Below are 17,823 nucleotides of genomic sequence, written 5' to 3' on the forward strand. Positions count from 1 at the left end.
TTGACATCCTCCTCCGCGTGAACGCGGAGGAATCCCGACCGCGTTTGGGATATTAGGGTTTGCAGTCTACCACTTGTTCCTGCGGTTGGAATCCGCTGGACAAGTCGTATAGGTGGACTGCGGGCTGTGCCAACCAGCCGGTACTCCTATCTCCGAACGACTGTCCGGGAGACTCGGAGTTACTTTTCTCGTTGATATTGAGTCGGATGTTCTCCGCTCCGTTCACGTCCGCGTTGAACGCCGCATCGCACTCCTCACAGACATACAGGCCACGCTCGACGCGCTGGCTGTCCTCCTCTCTCCCGCACATACAACACGTCTTGCTCGTGGCACTCTCGTCCACTTCCACAACTTCGATCCCCTCGACCTTCGCTTTGTATTCGAGGATGTTGGTGAAGCGGTTGAATGCCCACCCGTGTAGATCGAGGTTGCCGTGCTTGCCCCAGTTTTTCGAGTTGCCGTTCTCGTCCTCACGGACGCCCTCCAAGTTACCGATATTGATACGGCCAACACCCTTCTCGATACATCGTTGAACGATGTGTTTGGCGAGACCGTGGAAGAAGTGGGTGCGGCGTTCCGACCATTTCGCATGGAGACGTGTGGCTCGTTCACCACCGCTGTCGTCGCACTTGGCAATTTCCTTCGGGAAGTAGTACCCGTCCTGTTTCAGACGGGTTCCGGGGTACAGGTCGGCGTCTTCGGTACTGTAGGCGACAGCGGCGAAGTTGCTGATGCCGAGGTCGATGCCCGCTGTCTCGGTACCGGGAGCGGTGGGTGTCTTGGTTTCGTCTGTACAGACGAGGTGTAGTTCCCACCGCTCTTTCGCTTGGTCGTAGACGGCGCGAACCTGTTGAAGGTTCTCGACGGTGACGCCGGGACGCGTCTCGTATTCAACAAGGATGTATTCCCGCGCTCGGGGGTGTTCCTTGTGGTTCGCGCCCTTCGAGAGTCGCACTCGATTGTTCTTGGTGTCGTGGCGGATGCCGTTCTGCTTCCACGTCACCGTGCTACGCGGGTGTTCTTCGTGGACGCGGTTGCCGTCGGTGTCGTAGTAGTTGCGTTTGCGGTAGCCGGGCGGATTCGCCCTGTCGTCGGACTTCCTCTTTTCGTACCACGAGTTGAAGGCTTCAGCGAGTTCCTCCAGAACGCGCTGACTGGACTGCGAATGTAATCCCTTGTACTTGTTGTGGGTCTTCAACTCGTCTTTGAGGTCGCCGTGATCGGGAATCTCCCCGGTTTCTTCCCAGACTTCTCGGGAGTGGTAGTTGGCGACGTTCCAGAGTTTGCTGGCGCTCCACCCGTGCCGGTCGAGTATCTCAGCCACTTGATTGTGGTTAAGAATTTTGGCGCGGTGGGTGCGGTGAACCTCCAGCATTCTGAACGCCTATATAACCTGTTATACGAGCTTTTCTTGTAAAGGTTCGGCTGAGAGCGTGGAATATCCGGCCTTGCTATCGGCGGTGGATTGTTGAACGGGTTGTCGGATTCATCCCGCGCCTAAAGGCGCGGGTATTCTCCTTGCGATTTATAATCTTGGAACTGTCGGACAAATATACGTCGGCGTCTTTGCGCTCAGCGGTCTGATCTGTTTTGCCGCCATCGGTCGGGCACAGGAGTTTCAGGACCCCGACGTCCGCCGCGGACTGGTATGGTTACTCGCCACTGCCGGCGGGTGGGTGCTGTTTAGAGTTGCTGGGTTTTTGCTTCCCGACCCGTTTCGTGTGCCGGCGTACATCATCGGGCTCGCCGTTGGCTTCGCTACCGTGTGGGCGTGGCTCTACTTCTGTTCTGCCTACTCTGGACGACGATACCATCGAAACACGTCGTTGCGACGGGTGAGTGGGGCCATCTTCCTCGCCGTAATCGCGGTCAAAGCAACGAATCCCATCCACGGAGCGTACTTCACAGCGACGGAAGTGTCGACGCCGTTCGTTCACCTCGCGGTGGAACACAACGTGCTCCACTGGACCGCGACGGGCCTGTCGTACGTGTTGGCGGCGGTAGGGCTGTTCATGATCTTTCAACTGTTCTTCGAATCCGGATACGACACCCGACCCCTCAGCGTGCTATCGGCCCTGATCGGCCTCCCAGTCGTGCTCGATATCGTCGCTCAGTTCACGCCACTACTCATTAACATCATCTACGCGCCCGTCGGGGTGGCGGTGTTCGCAGTCGGTGTGCTGTTCGTCTTCGAACGCCGCTTCCTCGCGGTACAGCGAGCGTCTCTCGGCGACGACCTGTCCATCTATCTCGACGAACGGGGCCGTATCCGCGACTACTCGGCGGCCATCAGGGAGGTGCTCCCGGAACTCGACGGAGCGACGGGTGACCGGCTCTCCGAGACTGTTCCCGCAGTCGTTGCGGCGCTCGAGACCGACGATCAGATACTCGAACGCGAGCAGTCCGGCGAACAGCGGTACTACTTCGTCTCGACGAGTACCACCATGTTGGGTGAGTCTGGAGCGCAAATCCTCCTGCTATCCGACGTGACGCAGACGGAGCGCCAGCGCCGCCAACTCGCCGACCGCGAGACCGAACTCAACGAGCAGAACGAGCTGTATCGAGGCGTCATTGACGCTAGTTTCGGCGTCGTCTTCCGAATCGACAAACAGGGCCGGTTCACCTTTGCCTCGCCGTCTGTCGAGGGGTTCCTCGGCTACTCGCCGACGGAACTCGAAGGCCAATCGATCTCGGTCACGCTACCGAACGAGTCGACGACCGAACGGGCGTGGGAGGAGATCGAGCCGATACGCAACGGCGAACGTAACGTGGTGCGGGACTTTCCACTAGAGCGGAAAGCTGGGACGACCGTGTTCACAGACGTACGCGGCGTTCCAATTTATGAGGCGAGCGTTCCCACCGCCGAGCGAACGACCGAAGATATCGTCGGCATTCAGTTGATGGTCCGTGACGCGACGAACCGCCGCGAGCGTGAGGGCCTCATCAGCGTCATCAATCGCGTGCTACGCCACAACATGCGGAACAAGATGGGTATCATCACCGGGTACGCGGAGATGCTCGAGAACCGACTCAGCGGCGACGACGCCAAAAAAGCGTCACAGATCAAAGACACGGCCGACCTGCTGTTCGATCTGACCGAGTCGGCCCAGCAACTCGAGGAGTTCCGGGACCTGTCACCCGATCTCGAACCGGTCGATATCACCCCGATGCTCGAGGACACCGTCTCGGAACTCCAGATGCAGTATCCCGAGGCGTCCGTGACTGTCAACGCTCCTGACACCGTCGTTGCGGATACCCACGACCGTCTCAAAACAGCGCTCTGGGAGGTCCTCGAAAACGCGGCCGAACACGGCGGCGATCCGCCGGTCATTGAGATCGACGTGACAGACACGGAGACTGGCGTGACGATCGCTGTCAGGGATACCGGACCGGGTCTTCCCGAGATAGAACAGGAGGTCCTCGAGTCGAGCAGGGAGACGCCGCTGGTTCACGGCGAGGGGCTCGGCTTGTGGCTGGTCCACTGGATCGTCACCAGCCTCGACGGCGAACTCGAAACGACGGTGGCGGATGCGGGGACGACGGTCACGATCCGCCTCCCGAAGCCCTCGTGAAGGGGGCGCTCTGCGGTTAGCCGTTCCCGCCTCGTTCCACTCGACGGAAAACGGCGGCGACGCAGGAGGGGCAGCGACCGCCGTCAGACCTTAGCCTGCCGCGCCCTCGTTGATTGTCATGGACTCGCACGCCGGATTTCACTCGCTTCACGGGGAGACGGCGGCGTCGGTTCCGATCAGGGGCGACCTGCCACCGTGGCTTCGGGGCAGCCTGATCCGGAACGGACCGGGGGCGTTCTCGTTTCCGAACGGCAGCGACGTGGACCACTGGTTCGACGGCCTAGCGATGCTGTACCGCTTCACCTTCGACCCGGGCGACCGCGCCGGATCGGGTTCGGCGGGCGACGGCGACGCCGTCCACTACCGCAACCGCTTCCTCCGGACGGACGCGTACGAGGCGGCGACGAGCGGCGAGTTCGAGGGCGGGTTCGCCACCGGGGAGACTACCCTCCGCTCGCGGCTGTCAACCTTCCTCGCGGAGCCGTACGACAACGCGAACATCGTCGCCGAGCGGATCGGCGACGAGTACGTGGCGCTGACCGAGTCGCCGAGGGGGGTCCGGTTCGACCCGAACACGCTCGCGACGACCGGCCACGTCGACCGCGAGGGAGACGCCCCGAGCGGCCAGCTCTCCTGTGCTCATTTCAAGCGCGACCCGGCGACGGGCGCGCTCGTCACCGTCGACACCGAGTTCGGTCGGACGAGCCGATACCACGTCACCGCGTGGACCCGAGACGGGGACCGGCGCCACGTCGGCAGCGTCGACACCGATCGGCCGGCGTACATGCACAGCTTCGCGCTCACGCCCCGCTACGTCGTCCTGACGGAGTTCCCGCTCCGGCTGGACCCGCGCCGATTCCTGAAACCGGGCCGGCAGCCACCGTTCATCGAGCAGTTCGAGTGGGAGCCGGAGCGCGGGACCAGGATCGTCGTGTTGGACCGAACGACGGGCGACGTCGTCGCTGAACCCACCGCAGGCCCTCTCTTCGGCTTCCACCACGTCAACGCCTTCGAGCGGGACGGCGGGACCGAGGTCGTCTTCGACCTCGAGACGGTCCCGGACGCGACCGCGATCGATTCGCTGTACCTGAAGAACGTCCGTGCCGGCGAGATGGGGACGATGGCGGGCCGGATCGAGCGGTTCACCGTGGACCTCGGGTCGGCGACCGGTGCGGACAGGTACGGCGGCGGCGACGCGGCTGTGACTCGAGAGTCGTTATATGACGGCGGCAGCGCGCTGCCGACCGCGTCGCCCGCGCGGTGGTGCCGCCCCCACCGCTACGTCTACGCCATGGGGATGGACACGCCGGTCACGGAGTGGGCGCGTCGGATCATAAAGGTCGACGCAGAAACCGATAACGTCGAGACCTTCGACGACGGCGGCGACTACTTCGGCGAACCCCTGTTCGTCCCGGCTCCCGACGGCGACGCAGAGGACGACGGCGTCGTCGTGACCGTCGCGCTCAACGTCGACGCCGACCGGTCGCGGCTCCTCGTCCTCGACGGCGAGACGCTCGACGAGCGCGCCCGGGCGACGCTGCCGCACGCGCTTCCCTTCGATTTCCACGGCCGGTACTTCCCGGAGATCCGGGCGTCGGCGAGCGAGTGAGAGACGACCGCGGTCGGCTTGTCACCGACGAAGGGCCCACCGTTTTCACGCGCCGGTCCGTATCACGGCTATGACTCGCACGGCAGTCATCGCTGGCGTCGGTCCGGGGCTCGGAGAGTCGCTCGCGCGGACGTTCGCGGCGGAGGGGTGTCGGGTGGCACTTTTCGCCCGCTCGACGGAGTACATCGAGGAGCTCGCCGACGACCTCCCCGACCCGGGCGAGGGGCTCGCGGTCGCGACGGACCTCACCGACGTCGACGCGGTCCGGGAGTCGTTCGAGACGGTCCGCGAGGCGTTCGGGCCGGTAGACGTGCTCGTCAACCACGCGAGCGCCGCGTCCTGGACCGGGCTCATGGACACGAGCGTCGAGGCGTTCGAGGAGGCGTGGGCGGTCAACGGCCGCGGTGCATTCGTCTGCTCGCAGGAGGCGGTCGACGACATGCTCGAGACCGGCGGCGGCACGGTGATCTTCACGGGCGCGACCTCGGCGGTGCGGAGCCGCGGCGGGGCGATCGGGTTCACGGCCGCGAAGTTCGCCGCCCGCGGGATGGCGATGGACATCGCACAGGAGTTCGGCGGCGACGGCGTCCACGTCGCGCACGTCGTGATCGACGGGCAGATCGACTCGCCCGAGGCCCGCGAGCGCCAGCCCGACCGCGGGGCCGAGACGTTCCTCGACCCCGACGAGATGGCCGAGACGTACTGGCACCTGATCGAACGGGACGACGTCGGCACCCAGCCGTTCGAGGTCCATATCACGAACGGGCCGAACCCCTCGGAGTTCATCTAACGGGGCGGCGGCGAGGGACGGGAAGTTCCGGACGGGCGGGCTCGACTCTTCGTCCGAGTGGACCGCCGAGAACCGCGGCGTCACCGCCGACAAATGCCCACGGCCGGAGAACGGTCGGTCGTCCGGGGCGGTCAGCTCCGACCTCCGTCAGGGCGCCAGGGGGCGCTCCGGCGCTCAGAACGTGATGATCTCGTAGTCGTCGTCGACGAGCGAGCGGATGCTCGGGTGGCCCTCGTACTCGTCGAGCGTGACGAGCCCGGAGTCGGCGACGGCGTCCTCAACGCCGAACGCGCCGGAGCAGAAGTCACAGACCGCCGCGTCGTCGCGGACCGCCTGATACAGCTCGTGGTAGTCGCTCTCCTCGTCTTCCAGCTCCGGGATCCACTGCGTCCCGGCGCCGTCGAAGATCAGCTCCAGCTCGTCCCCCTCGGTCTCCGCGAACTCCTTTGCCGCTTCGAGGGCGTTCGCGAGGCGGCCGTAGTCGGCGTGCGATTCGTTGCCGGCGAGAATCACGATTGCTGCTTTTGCCATCGTGACTCTTTATAAACCACACTCGTACAAAACCCGTCCGCGGCTGTGTGTTCGGAGCGTCATTTCGACACTCGACGACGCGTCGGACCGCCGCCGACTCTCACGACCCGCCGACGGCGCTCCGGACGACGCGCTGTGCTCGATAGAGGGTGTACGCGACGGAGAGGCCGACGAGGGCGACCACCGCCCCGACGGCAGCGAGCTCCGGACCGGACGCTGGGGGTAGCAGGTCGTCGTCGGGTCCGCAGTTCCCGCACCCGTCCTCGCCGCAGTTCCCGCACCCGGGTAGGTCCGCGTCGGCGGTCTCGTCGGCCGCCGCTCCCTCGTTTCGAGAAGCCGATGCGGTGGAATCGGTCTCGGCGCGTACGTCCGCAGCCGGGGCGTCCGACGAGTCCGTGCGCTCGGGCGTCACGGCGTCGGCACCGGCCGCCGTTGACGCCTCGTCTGTTTCGTCGGTCACACCGACCGGCTCGGGGGATGCGTCGACCGATTCGGCGGTCGAGTCGGTCGATTCGGGGGTTGCGTCGGCCGCTCCCTCGGACGCATTGGCCGCTCCCTCGGACGCGCGGGTCGCGCCGTCCGCCTCGTCGAACAGGTGCGGCGCGTGCGACCGGAGCGCGTCCAGTCCCGCCTCGATTTCCTCGCGGTCCTGGTGGCCGACCGCAAACGCGGACAGATCCTCGACCATCGAACGCGCACGCTCGGAGCGGTCCGTCTCGACGTAACAGCGGGCGGCGTCGAACATCGCCCGGCCGAGCCAGTGCGCGAAGACCGGGTTGTCGTACCGCTCTTCGAGGGCTTCGAGCCGTTCGAGCTTCGCCTCGCCGGCTTCCACGTCACCGTCGAAGAACGACGCTCGCGCCGAGAAGAAGGTCGCGACCGCCGTCCACGTCGCGCTCGACGGCGTCGAGAGCCGCTCGTGGTGGGCGGCGGTCTCGCCGGCCCAGTGTTCGACCCGGCCGACGTCGGCCGCCTCGAAGCCGGCGCGCGCGGCGTTCGCCGTCGCGACCGGGAGCCACCGGACGATCGACTCCTCCTGTGCCGGGTACCGGTCGGCGAGCGCCTCGATCCGGCCGATTCGCTCTTCGATCGCCTCCACGTCCGTCCGCTTGGCGTCGGCGTTCGTCCGCCCGGCGAGGACGCCGGCGAGCCCGGCGGCGACCTCCCCGTCCGGATGCGCCCGGAACAGCTCCTCCGCGCGGGCGACGCGGTCGCCGCGGGCGTCCGTTCCGGGAGGCGTGTCAGCCCCGTCGAGCGCGTCGTCGCCGCCGAGGGGGACGTCGTCAGACTCCTCGGCTCCCCCGTCCGCGCCGAGATACAGTTCCGCGTGAGCGTACGCCCGCAACAGCGAGGCGGCGACGTCCGGCTCGGCGTGCGCGTCGTACACCGTCTCGAGCCGGTCCAGCAACGGTTCGATCCGACCGCGACGGTCGCCTTTTCCGTTCGCGTGGATCGTCTCGGCGGTCGCCCGGGCCAGCGGCGCCGCGATCACCGGGTCGGGACGTCGGTCGTACAGGTCCTCGATCCGGCCCCTGTACGCCTCGATCCGGTCGGGGTCGATCGCGGTCGCGTAGAGGTCGTCGCGGTCCCGCACGCTCGTCGCGTTCGCGAGGGCGTTCGCGAGGTGGACGTCGACGTCGGCGGCGCCGCTCCGGCCGCGCAGTCGGTCCAGCCGCGCGATCATCTCGGCCTCGGCGTCGAACTCGCCGCGCTCGCCGTAGGCGTCGGCGAGCGCGACGAGGGCGTCGGTCAGCCGCGCGCGGTCGTCCGCGTCCCGCTCGGCCGGTGCCGTCGCGTCGATCGCCTCGACGCATCGCTCGAGCTCGCCGACCGACCGCGTGTCGCTAGATACCATATGTGTTGATTCGTGGTTGGGGCGAACCGACGTAAACGCTCGGCTTCGAGCGCGAGCGCGGTCACGACGACCGGGAAGGCGGCCCCCCGCCCCCACGCCGTACAACACGTGGGGCAGCGTCCCCTGTTTCAAGTGTGCCGCAGACTGCTCGTCACCGACGAACGGGGCCCAGATGGCGGCCGTCGGCGGGGGAAGCCATCGTGATCTGCGACGCGCGCCGACGATCCGACAGCGGTTACGTTCTAATGACAGCGCGCGAACGGACGGGTACCGGGGTTACCGGTCGGTTGCGGTCGGGGCGGGAGGTGCGGTGTTTATACACCATCGAAGCGGGTGGACGGCATGAACCGCTCGCAGTTACGGCGACGGGAGTTCCTCGGCGCAGTCTCGGCGGGCTGCGGAGCGGTCGCGGGGTGTACCGGTCGACATCGCGGTGCGTCGGACGACGACGGCGTGTGGAACGTCGCGTCTCACGGAATCGAGGGAGACGGGAACACTGCCGTCGGCGAGGCCGTTCACAGCCTCCTCGATGAGGTACATGACGCTGGCGGCGGGATCGTTTACTTTCCGCCCGGGCGGTATCTGTTCGACCGGACGCCGCTGGTAGGCGACGATACGATTCTCACCGGGGCGGGACGGGCGACTGTCTTTGAGGGTTCTCGCCCCGGCGACATCACGGGAAAGGCGCTCCTGTCCAACAAGGGATTCGACGCGACGGGATACAACGGTGCCGCGAACTGGGGGGTTCGGAACGTCCGTATCGACGCTCCGGATTCGAACGGCATCATGCCTGCTCACGCGGAAAACGTTCGACTCGAGTCGATCTACGGCGACGCCATTCACCACCATCATATCGACATCGTCTCGTCGAAAAACGTCGTCGTGGACGGGTACTGGGCGAGTCGAGGTGGAGCGGGCGACTCGGATGCCCCGCTACAGGTCGACGCACAGCAGTCCGGAACCACGTCGAACGGGGTGTGGAGCGGGACCGACACCGACCTAGCCGCGGACGACGGCACGCCCACGAGACGGTGCCGGATCACGAACTTCGAGATCGACCCCGAAAACGGTCCGCAACACGGCATCCACCTCCATCGGGGACCCCACGAGTCGATCGCCATCACTGACGGGTACATCTCCGAGTGCCGATACACCGCGATTCGCTCCGACCCCGACGAGCTGGTGACGGATCTGACGATCGACCGCGTCTCGTGTCTCGGAAACGCGCGCGGGATCACGCTGGGTCACGTCGACGGCGGACGAAGCGGATTGACCGTCAGCGACGTGACGATCGAGACCGAGGACGAGGAGACAGCCGCCGGGTCGGGACTGTACGCGGCCGGATTCAACGAGAGCGGTCTCTCGAACGTCGTCGTGACGGGCGAGTTTACGAACTCGATCATCTTCGACGAGATGACCGATTTAAAAATGAGCAACGTAACGGCCACGGGGGCCACGGATCAGGCGTTCCGCTTTCGCGAGAACGTTGAGGCGACGCTCACGAACGCCCGTGCGGAGGACTGCGGCGGCGCAGGTATCTATTCAGGCCCCGGAAGCAGCGTCGCCTACGGCGGCGTCACGTTCGAGAACGTCGGGAGCGAGGTCGCAGCCGACGGCGAGATACGCGAGTGGGCTTCGTCGACGAGCTCGTAGCGACGCTACTTTTGACGCGTCACCAGTGCCGGAGTAGTCGAACAGTCTCGGACGAGTCGCCAGCTAAGCGTTCTGTGTTTCGAACGGGTATCAGAATGTCTCTTTCGAGTAGCCGAGACTTCTCGAGGAGAATCCGTGGGCACACGCTATCGGCCGTGTCACTCCTTGGATCTGAAACAGCGGTCCGACGAACCGGGTTTATAAGTGGCGCGACGCGGGTATGACTCTCTGCCGATTGTAAGAGAAGATCACACACGACCGCCGCCCCAATGTCGGTCCACGTGCGTCCACTCACGTCGCACACCCAGCAGCGATTTATCAGCGAGCGCCCCGTCTCGGCTGTATGACACTCGCGCTCTCGGCCGGACTGGTGGCGGGGATCGCCGTCGTCGTCGCGGTTGCGGGCGCCGTCAACGGGGTCGCGGGGTTCGGCTTCGCCGTCGTCGGGACGATGGTCCTCGCGACGGCGCTCGACCCCGCGACCGCCGTCGCGTTCATGATCCTCCCGATGTTCGCCGTGAACCTCGCGCTCGTGGGGGACCTCACCCGCCAGGAACTGCGCACCTGCGGCGCGCGGTTCGCGCCGCTGCTCGTGGCCGCGCTCGTCGGCACGATAGCGGGAATGGCGCTGCTCGACCGGCTCCCGGAGGCGCCGGTGCGCGTGCTGCTCGGCCTCGTCTCGCTCGGCTTCGTGGCGAGCGCACAGCGCGCGGTCCCGCTGCCGTCGCTGTCCGGCGCAAGCGACCGCGAGGCCGCCGAGTCACCGGTCACCATGGCGGTCGTCGGCGCCGTCTCCGGCGTCCTCTTCGGCGCGACGAACGTCGGCGTCCAGCTCGTCGCGTACGTCCGGCGCTTCGACCTCTCGCACGGGCTGTTCGTCGGCGTCGTCGCGCTGGTGTTCGTCGGGATCAACGGCCTGCGCGTCGCCGCCGGCGGCGCGCTGGGGCTCTATCCGGACGCGGCGTTCGCCCTCGCGTCGGCGGCGGCCGCCGTGCCCGCGGTCGCCGGCGTCGCGGTCGGGAAGCGCCTCCGAAGTCGCGTGGGCGATCGGCTCCGGCGCGGCGTCGTCCTCGGCCTGCTGACGGTCATCGGCGTCAGGCTCGTGCTCGGCGGCGCGGCGGGAATCTTCTGACCGCCGGCGGCGTCGCGCCGGCGCCGGAGATCCAGAACGAACACTACGTCGACGGCGACGCGGTCGCGAACGACACGCCCGGACAGGCGACCGTCGAGATGGAGTCGACAGCGCCGTCACAGACCGTCCTCGTCGATCCCGACGTCGAGCCGCAGGGCGCGGTGCCCGCGAGCCCGCTCGCGCTGCTGGGCCTCGGGGGGTCTGAGGTCGCTGACCGCGACATCCGGCCGCTGGCGAACGCGCTTATCGAGAACGGCCACGACGTCGGCGTCTACGTGCCGGACCCGGAACAGCAGCGGCGAAGCGTCGCTCGGGGCGGCGAGCAGGGGCCGACGCAGCTCGGCGAGCGGCTCGCTGAGGCCGACGCGTTCGTGACGTTCCGCACCGACTACGACAAGCGGGAACTCGAAGAGATTGAGTCGTTCGTCGAGTCGGGCGGCCACGTGATCGTGGCGACCGAGCCCGACGCCGCCTTCGACCAGCCGGGGGCGGCCGGCCTCGACGCGACGCTCGACGTCACGACGAAGCCGGGCTACGTGTACAACATGGCGGAAAACGACCTCAACTACCAGCGCGTGTATGCGTCGCCGGCCGACGACGCCGACAGCGCGCTGACCGAGGGCCTCGACCGCGTCGTCCTGCCGTCGGCGACCCCGGTCGGGACGACGGCCGCCGGCAGCGACGTGCTCGCCCCGATCGACGGCAGCGAGCTGTCGACGACCCGAGCGCCCACTGAGGCGCCGCTGCTCGTTCGGAACGACGAGGTGGTGATGGTCGGCGACAGCGACTTCCTCTCGCCCGAGAACGCCGCGCGCGCCGACACCGACGTGCTGGTCGGCAACCTCGCCGACTTCCTCGTGTCGAACGACCGGACGCCGCCGGGGACGGCCAACGGGACGCCGCCGACGGGTCCCACTCCGCCCGGGTCGGACGGTCCGACGGGTAACGAGACGGCCGGGTGATCCGGACCGACGTAATCGGCGGTCGACGGCGACCCGCAGCGACTCCCCTTTTTTAGTCCCAGTCCCGCGACACTGGCGTCTCGCTGGCATTGACGTGCTCCAGCAGCCACGCCGTGGCCGCGTCGAGTTCGTCGTCGTCGGTGGCGGTCACCTTCAGCCGGTTGTGGTCGGCCTCGCGGTCGGGGTAGCAGCCGACGGCGACGTCGAACTGGTCCATCGCCTCCTCCAAGGCGGCGATGATGTTCGACTCCGGCTCGACGGTGTAGCAGAACCGCGAGCGCCGGTCGCCCGCGAACTCGTCGGCGACGGCCTCGAACGTCGCCTTCAGCTCGTCCGGGATGCCGGGCATGACGTAGACGCCCTCGATCACGCAGCCGGGCGCGAGCCCCGCCTCGGTCACCAGCGGCCGGCTTCCCTGGGGGACCGACGCCTCGGCCTCGACGTCGACGTCGAACTCGCGGTCGGGCACCCGCTCGCGGATCGCGGCCAGTCGGCGCTCGACCGACTCGCGCGTGAGGTCGGTCGGGGCCATCTCGCGGTCGAAGGCGTCCGCGACCGCCTCCATCGTCACGTCGTCCGGGGTGCTGCCGATCCCGCCCGTGACGATCACGGCGTCGAAGTCGGCGGCGTACTCCCGGACCCGCGCCGCGATCTCGGCCCTGTCGTCCGGGATCGAGAGGATCCGCGGCACGGCGACGCCGCGCTCGCTCAGCTCGGCGGCGAGCCAGTTGGCGTTCGTGTTCACCGTGTCGCCCGAGAGCAGTTCGTCTCCGACCGTGATCAGCGCGACCTCCATCGGTCCGCCGTACGGCCGGGCGACGGATACGTCTCTCGCCGGATTCCGATCCGAATAATAATGAGGGACCGCGGCGTCGGTCGGGAGGTGACACGCGACACCACGCGGCGCGCGGTCCTCGCGAGCGTCCTCGCCGCTGGGACAGCCGGGCTGGCGGCGAGCGACGCGGCCGACCTCCTCGACTCGTTCGCCCCGCTGTCGGGCGAGGCGTGGGACGCGGCTGACCGCTCGCTCCCGGACCGCGTCGAGAGCCCGCACGGGGCGGCGACGGTCGCCCGCGACGAGTTCGGCGTGCCGCAGGTCGAGGCCGATACGGAGCCGGCGGCGTACTTCGCGGTCGGCTACTGTCAGGCGTTCGACCGGCTGTTCGCGATGGACCTCCAGCGCCGGGTGATGCGCGGCCGGCTCTCCGAGGTGATCGGCGAGGCGACGCTCGGCGGCGACGAGTTACACGTCGCGATGGGGTTCGCCGACGCCGCGGAAGCGACCTGGGACGTCGTCGCCGAGACGCGCGCCGGCCCCCTCGTCGAGGCGTTCGCCGACGGCGTCAACGCCGCGACGGAGGACCTCCCGCTCCCGCTGGAGTTCGAGCTGATCGGCTACGAGCCCGAGCCGTGGACCCCGGTCGACTCGATGCTGATGGAAAAGCAGATCTCGTGGACGCTCACGGGCAACTTCGGCGAACTGCGGCGCGCGCTCGTCGCCGACCGCCTCGGCGCGGAGCGCGCGGCGACCCTGTTCCCGACGCGGTACGACCACGAATACCCGATCCTCGACGGGACCGAGACCCGGCTTTCCGAGGCGACGGCGAACGCGCGCGATGCGGACCGGCGCGCTTCGGGCGGCCGACCGGTCGGTTCGCCGGCCCCCGTCGACCCCGCGCTGACCGACTGGCTCTCCGGCTTCGAGTCGCCGACGGGCGTCGGCTCCAACAGCTGGGTCGTCTCGGGCGATCACACCGCGAGCGGGACGCCGATCCTCGCGTACGACCCGCACCTCTCCCTCCAGGCGCCGCCGCTGTGGTACGAGCAGTCGGTCGAGACGCCGGAGCGGTCGGTCCGGGGCGCGACGTTCTCCGGCGTCCCGTTCGTCATCGCGGGCGCGAACGACCGCGGCGCGTGGTCGTTCACCAACCTCGGCGCCGACGTCCTCGACTGCTACCGGTACGAGATCGACGACGCGGGCGACCGCTACCGGTACGACGGCGAGTGGCGCGACTTCGAGACCGACGAGCGCGAGGCGATCCCGGTCGCGGGCGGCGACGACCGGGAGCTCCGCGTCCGGCGCACCGTCCACGGCCCCCTGATCGAGCGCGAGGGACGGACGGTCGGCGTCGCGTGGACGGGCCACACCGCGACGCGCACCACGGCCGCCATCGAGGCGTACGGGCGAAGCGAGGGGATCGACGACCTGCTGGAGGCGACGCGCGACTTCGACCTGCCGACCCAGAACCTCGTGTACGCGGACGCGGACGGCCGGACGCTCTACTTCGCGACCGGCCGGCTGCCGATCCGGCGTATCGACGGCGAGGTCGTCGACGGCGACCGGATCTTCGACGGCTCCGCCGGCGAGGGGGAGTGGGCGGGGTTCGAGCCGTTCGGCGAGTCCTCGTGGGAGGGGTTCGTCCCCTTCGAGGAGAAGCCGCACGCGATCGACCCCGACGTCCTCTCGACGGCCAACCAGCGCCCGATCGACGACCCGGTCCACTACGTCGGCGTCGGCTACGCGACCCCGTACCGCGGCGCGCGGATCGCCGACCGGCTCGACGAGGGGGTCGGCGGGAGCGAGGGCGGGGACGGCGACTCCGGCGGCGAAGGACCGACCGACCCCGACTTCCACCGCGGCCTCCAGAGCGACGTGCGGGACGGGCGCGCGGCCGAACTCGTCCCCGAACTGGTCGAGGCGGTCCGCGACCGGCACGGCTTCGACCAGGACGTGATCAGAGCGGCCAACGACCTCGACGAGTGGGACTACCGAATGGAGCGCGACTCCCGCGCCGCGCTGGTCTTCGCCCGCTACCTGCCGAAGTTCCGCGAGCGCGTCTTCGGCCCGACCTTCGACGACGCCGACCTCGGCGAGGGGTACTACCCGAGCGACTGGACGCTCGCGCGGCTCCCCGACGACGACCCGCTGTTCGACGGGCGCCCGCGGGGCGCCCTCGCGGTCGCCGCCCTCCTCGACGCGCTCGACGAGATCGAGGAGGCGGGGTGGGACCGGTACGGTGACTACAACACCACGCGGGCGATGAGCCACCCGCTCGGCGGCGAGGCGCCGTTCCTGAACTACGAGGAGCTGCCCGCTGACGGCTCGCCCGCGACCGTGAAGAACTACCGCGTCGAGTCCGCGGTCGGATCGAGCTGGCGGATGGCCGTGCGGCCGGGGACCGACGCGACCGCGGTGCTGCCGGGCGGGAACTCGGGCGACTACTTCTCCGAGCACTACGACGACCAGCTCCGGCGCTGGCTCGACAACGACCAGCGCCCGATGCCGCTCGGGGCCGGCGGCGACCCAGTGGTGCGGTTCGAGCCGTCGACGGAGGGGTCGCAGTGAGCGACTCACCCGAGTCGGCCTCGGAATCGACCGAGCGTTCGGAGTCGGCTGCGCCCTCGGAGTCGACCGCGTCTTCAGGGTCGCCTTCGCTCCGCGACCGCGTCAGGACCGAGCCGCGCCCGCACGCGGTCGCGGTGATCGGCGCACTCGTCGCCGGCGTCGGGCTCGCATCGCTCCACTGGCTCGGGCTGATCGCAGCGGGCGCGCTCGCGTCGCTCGCGGCGCCAACGGTGCGCCGTGGGGCGGGGTACGCGCTGGGTGCCGGCGTGGTCTGTCTCGCCGCGTTCGCGGCCTCACTCGGGCCGGCGGCCGGTGCGGCGTCGGACATGCTTCCGGTCGTCTACGTCACGGTCGGCGCGGGGCTGGGGCTGCCGCTGTTCGGGTCACTGACCCGTGCGGTCGTGCCGTGAGAGTCAGTCGAGGCGTTCGAGGTCGGTCACGGTCTCGTCGGTCTCGACGTCGCCCGTGTTGCGCGTCTCGCTCGGTTCGAACAGTAGGATTTCGGCCTCCGGCTCGGCGACGGGTCGGTGTTCGGTCCCGCGCGGGACGATCGTGAATTCGCCTTCCTCCAGCACCGCGTCCGCCTCGTCGCGGAACTCGATCCGGAGCCGGCCCGCGTTGACAAGGAACAGCTCGTCGGCGTCTTCGTGGTGATGCCAGACGAACTCGCCGTCGGCCTTCGCGAGCTTGACCGCCTGCCCGTTGAGTTCGCCGGCGAGCCGCGGGGACCACGGCTCGTCGAACGAGTCGAACGCCTCCGCGAGGGACACCGTCTCCATATCGGCGGTGGGGGGCGGAGGGATAAAGTCGCTGTCCACCGGTGTCGAGACCGACCGGGGGCGACCGCCGAGATGCGGTAAGGGGGATATATACTGCTCCGGAGCGGTCCGGACGTCTCGGCTGGCCGCGATACCCCTCATATAAGGGTTTACGGGGGATCTGCGTGTGCCGCGTCGTATGGCAGCGACTCACGCGGACGAGGGGAGCGAGCCGATCCGGGCGGCGCGGGCCGCGCTCCGCGTCGAGCGGCGCCGCATTGTCGACGAGCGCGAGGCGTTCCAGGCGTTTCGCGGTCGGGTGTCGTCGATTCCGGACGTGAGCGGGAGCGCGGGCGCGTCGGACCCCGCCGCGGCCGACAGGTTCTCCGGTGCGGGCGGACCGGCCGGCGTCCGCGGCGCAATCGGGGGAACGACGGGGGGAACCGGCGGTGCGGCGTCGCCCGGCTCCCGGCTCGTCGCGGTGCGCGACGCCTACCGGGCGACGGTGATGTCGGTCCCGCACTACGAGGCGGAGTACGACGACACCTACGAGCGGAGCGTCGCCGAGGAGTTCGGTCCCGAGCTCGCGTACGCGCTCACCCGCACGGACTGCTTCCACGAGGAGTACAAGCGCTCGCTGCTGAGCGCCGTCGAGACCGCGGTTCAGGAGCGCGAGGCGTTCCTCGACGCCGTGGAGTCGGAGATCGAATCGGTCGAGCGCGCGGACTCGCGGCTCGAACCGATCCGGACGGAGATCGAGGCGATCGAAGACGAAGTCGGCGGCGACGAAAGAGCAGTCGACGGCGACGGGGGCGACTCGGCGGGCGACGGTGGCGACGCGGCGGCTATCGGGTTCGGCGCGCTCGACGCCTGCCGGACCCGGACCGCGGCGCTCAGAGAGGACTGCGACCGCATCGCGGCCCGCCGTCAGCGCGTCCTCGCGGACCACGAGCGCCAGCTATCGCTTGGCGACGAGATCGACCTGCCGGGGTACTGCTACCAGGACCTCGACGTCACGTACCCGGTTCTCGCGGCCGTCGGCGCGGTCGGCGACCGACTCGAAGGGCTCAAGGGGAGGATCGAGAAGGCGATGGCGCGATCTCGCTGATCCGTCGGGCCGGCTCGATAGAGGGACTGCGATCGCAACTGTTCTACTCGAACGCGGTCGATACGGACGCGCGACGGCATTTATATACGGAGGCGATCCAGCGGTTAGTCCTCCAAAGCCCCAGCCGCTCGCTTATAAGTGACTGACTGGAGATCGGCGGAGAACACTTCCAAAGCCCCAGCCGCTCGCTTATAAGTGACTGACTGGAGATCGGCGGAGAACACTTCCAAAGCCCCAGCCGCTCGCTTATAAGTGACTGACTGGAGATCGGCGGAGAACACTTCCAAAGCCCCAGCCGCGAGGCCGCAGTACGCTCGTTGCGCTCCTCGCTCGCTTCGCTCGCTGCGGTGCTTACGTCGCCTACTGCGGCCTCGCGACTGCCCCTTTGAGTCCCGCCCCGCACAGCAACCGCACCTCACGCCTCCCCAACCTCGCGGCTCACGGCTCGCGGCTTCGCCGCTCGCGTTCGCCGCGTCCCTCGCGCGTGCTGCCTCGCGGCCGCCGGGG

At 68.3% G+C, this 17,823-nt stretch carries 13 protein-coding genes and 1 pseudogene; 9 read left to right on the plus strand and 5 right to left on the minus strand.

Going from position 1 to position 17,823, the window contains the following annotated elements:
* Positions 1 to 52: 52 nt before the first annotated feature.
* Positions 53 to 1,375: an RNA-guided endonuclease InsQ/TnpB family protein gene (locus F3H13_RS05890; RefSeq protein WP_149798125.1), complete on the minus strand. Its 1,323-nt coding sequence runs from the start codon at positions 1,373 to 1,375 to the stop codon at positions 53 to 55.
* A 148-nt stretch (positions 1,376 to 1,523) separates the two neighbouring features.
* Between F3H13_RS05890 and F3H13_RS05895 the strand changes: the two genes are divergently transcribed.
* From F3H13_RS05895 to F3H13_RS05905, 3 genes are all read left to right on the plus strand, one after another.
* Complete coding sequence (locus tag F3H13_RS05895) at positions 1,524 to 3,572, plus strand: ATP-binding protein (protein WP_149798126.1); 2,049 nt, start codon at positions 1,524 to 1,526, stop codon at positions 3,570 to 3,572.
* A 118-nt stretch (positions 3,573 to 3,690) separates the two neighbouring features.
* Complete coding sequence (locus F3H13_RS05900) at positions 3,691 to 5,181, plus strand: carotenoid oxygenase family protein (protein WP_149798127.1); 1,491 nt, start codon at positions 3,691 to 3,693, stop codon at positions 5,179 to 5,181.
* A gap of 70 nt (positions 5,182 to 5,251) precedes the next feature.
* On the plus strand, positions 5,252 to 5,971 hold the full coding sequence (locus F3H13_RS05905) for an SDR family NAD(P)-dependent oxidoreductase (protein ID WP_149798128.1): 720 nt from the start codon (positions 5,252 to 5,254) through the stop codon (positions 5,969 to 5,971).
* A gap of 174 nt (positions 5,972 to 6,145) precedes the next feature.
* Here F3H13_RS05905 and F3H13_RS05910 read toward each other — a convergent pair whose 3' ends face one another.
* Together F3H13_RS05910 and F3H13_RS05915 are read right to left on the minus strand one after the other, a co-directional pair.
* Entirely contained in the window at positions 6,146 to 6,502 is a 357-nt protein-coding gene (locus tag F3H13_RS05910; protein ID WP_149798129.1) for a DsrE family protein, read from the minus strand.
* Positions 6,503 to 6,602: 100 nt separating this feature from the next.
* The gene (locus F3H13_RS05915; RefSeq protein ID WP_149798130.1) at positions 6,603 to 8,357 is read right to left on the minus strand and encodes a hypothetical protein; all 1,755 of its coding nucleotides are present in this window, start codon (positions 8,355 to 8,357) and stop codon (positions 6,603 to 6,605) included.
* A 450-nt stretch (positions 8,358 to 8,807) separates the two neighbouring features.
* Here F3H13_RS05915 and F3H13_RS05920 point away from each other — a divergent pair.
* The 3 genes and pseudogenes from F3H13_RS05920 to F3H13_RS05930 all read left to right on the plus strand — a co-directional run.
* Positions 8,808 to 10,010 (plus strand): annotated as a pseudogene (locus tag F3H13_RS05920) (glycosyl hydrolase family 28-related protein); the annotation flags it as partial.
* A gap of 343 nt (positions 10,011 to 10,353) precedes the next feature.
* Positions 10,354 to 11,142: a TSUP family transporter gene (locus F3H13_RS05925; protein WP_149798132.1), complete on the plus strand. Its 789-nt coding sequence runs from the start codon at positions 10,354 to 10,356 to the stop codon at positions 11,140 to 11,142.
* 98 nt (positions 11,143 to 11,240) lie between these two features.
* Complete coding sequence (locus tag F3H13_RS05930; RefSeq protein ID WP_149798133.1) at positions 11,241 to 12,104, plus strand: hypothetical protein; 864 nt, start codon at positions 11,241 to 11,243, stop codon at positions 12,102 to 12,104.
* Between the two features lie 52 nt (positions 12,105 to 12,156).
* On the opposite strand, the gene F3H13_RS05935 is transcribed toward F3H13_RS05930, so the two are convergent.
* Positions 12,157 to 12,900 carry a competence/damage-inducible protein A gene (locus tag F3H13_RS05935; RefSeq protein WP_149798134.1) on the minus strand — a complete coding sequence of 248 codons (744 nt, stop codon included), beginning with the start codon at positions 12,898 to 12,900 and terminating at the stop codon, positions 12,157 to 12,159.
* Between the two features lie 87 nt (positions 12,901 to 12,987).
* Here F3H13_RS05935 and F3H13_RS05940 point away from each other — a divergent pair, with 87 nt between their 5' ends.
* Both F3H13_RS05940 and F3H13_RS05945 read left to right on the plus strand, forming a co-directional pair.
* The gene (locus F3H13_RS05940; RefSeq protein WP_149798135.1) at positions 12,988 to 15,450 is read left to right on the plus strand and encodes a penicillin acylase family protein; all 2,463 of its coding nucleotides are present in this window, start codon (positions 12,988 to 12,990) and stop codon (positions 15,448 to 15,450) included.
* Positions 15,447 to 15,860 (plus strand): hypothetical protein, encoded by a 414-nt coding sequence (locus F3H13_RS05945; RefSeq protein ID WP_149798136.1) that lies wholly within the window; start codon positions 15,447 to 15,449, stop codon positions 15,858 to 15,860. Before F3H13_RS05940 ends, F3H13_RS05945 begins: the two co-directional genes overlap by 4 nt.
* 3 nt (positions 15,861 to 15,863) lie before the next feature.
* Here the strand turns inward: F3H13_RS05945 and F3H13_RS05950 are convergent, their stop codons facing one another.
* Positions 15,864 to 16,229 carry a cupin domain-containing protein gene (locus F3H13_RS05950; protein ID WP_149798137.1) on the minus strand — a complete coding sequence of 122 codons (366 nt, stop codon included), beginning with the start codon at positions 16,227 to 16,229 and terminating at the stop codon, positions 15,864 to 15,866.
* Positions 16,230 to 16,407: 178 nt separating this feature from the next.
* On the opposite strand from F3H13_RS05950, the gene F3H13_RS05955 reads away from it, so the two are divergent.
* Positions 16,408 to 17,316, plus strand: coding sequence for a DUF7260 family protein (locus F3H13_RS05955; protein ID WP_149798138.1), 909 nt, complete (start codon positions 16,408 to 16,410; stop codon positions 17,314 to 17,316).
* The last annotated feature ends 507 nt before the right edge of the window (positions 17,317 to 17,823 follow it).

Origin of the sequence: Halorubrum xinjiangense, assembly GCF_900102375.1 — an archaeon.
Classification (GTDB): domain Archaea; phylum Halobacteriota; class Halobacteria; order Halobacteriales; family Haloferacaceae; genus Halorubrum; species Halorubrum xinjiangense.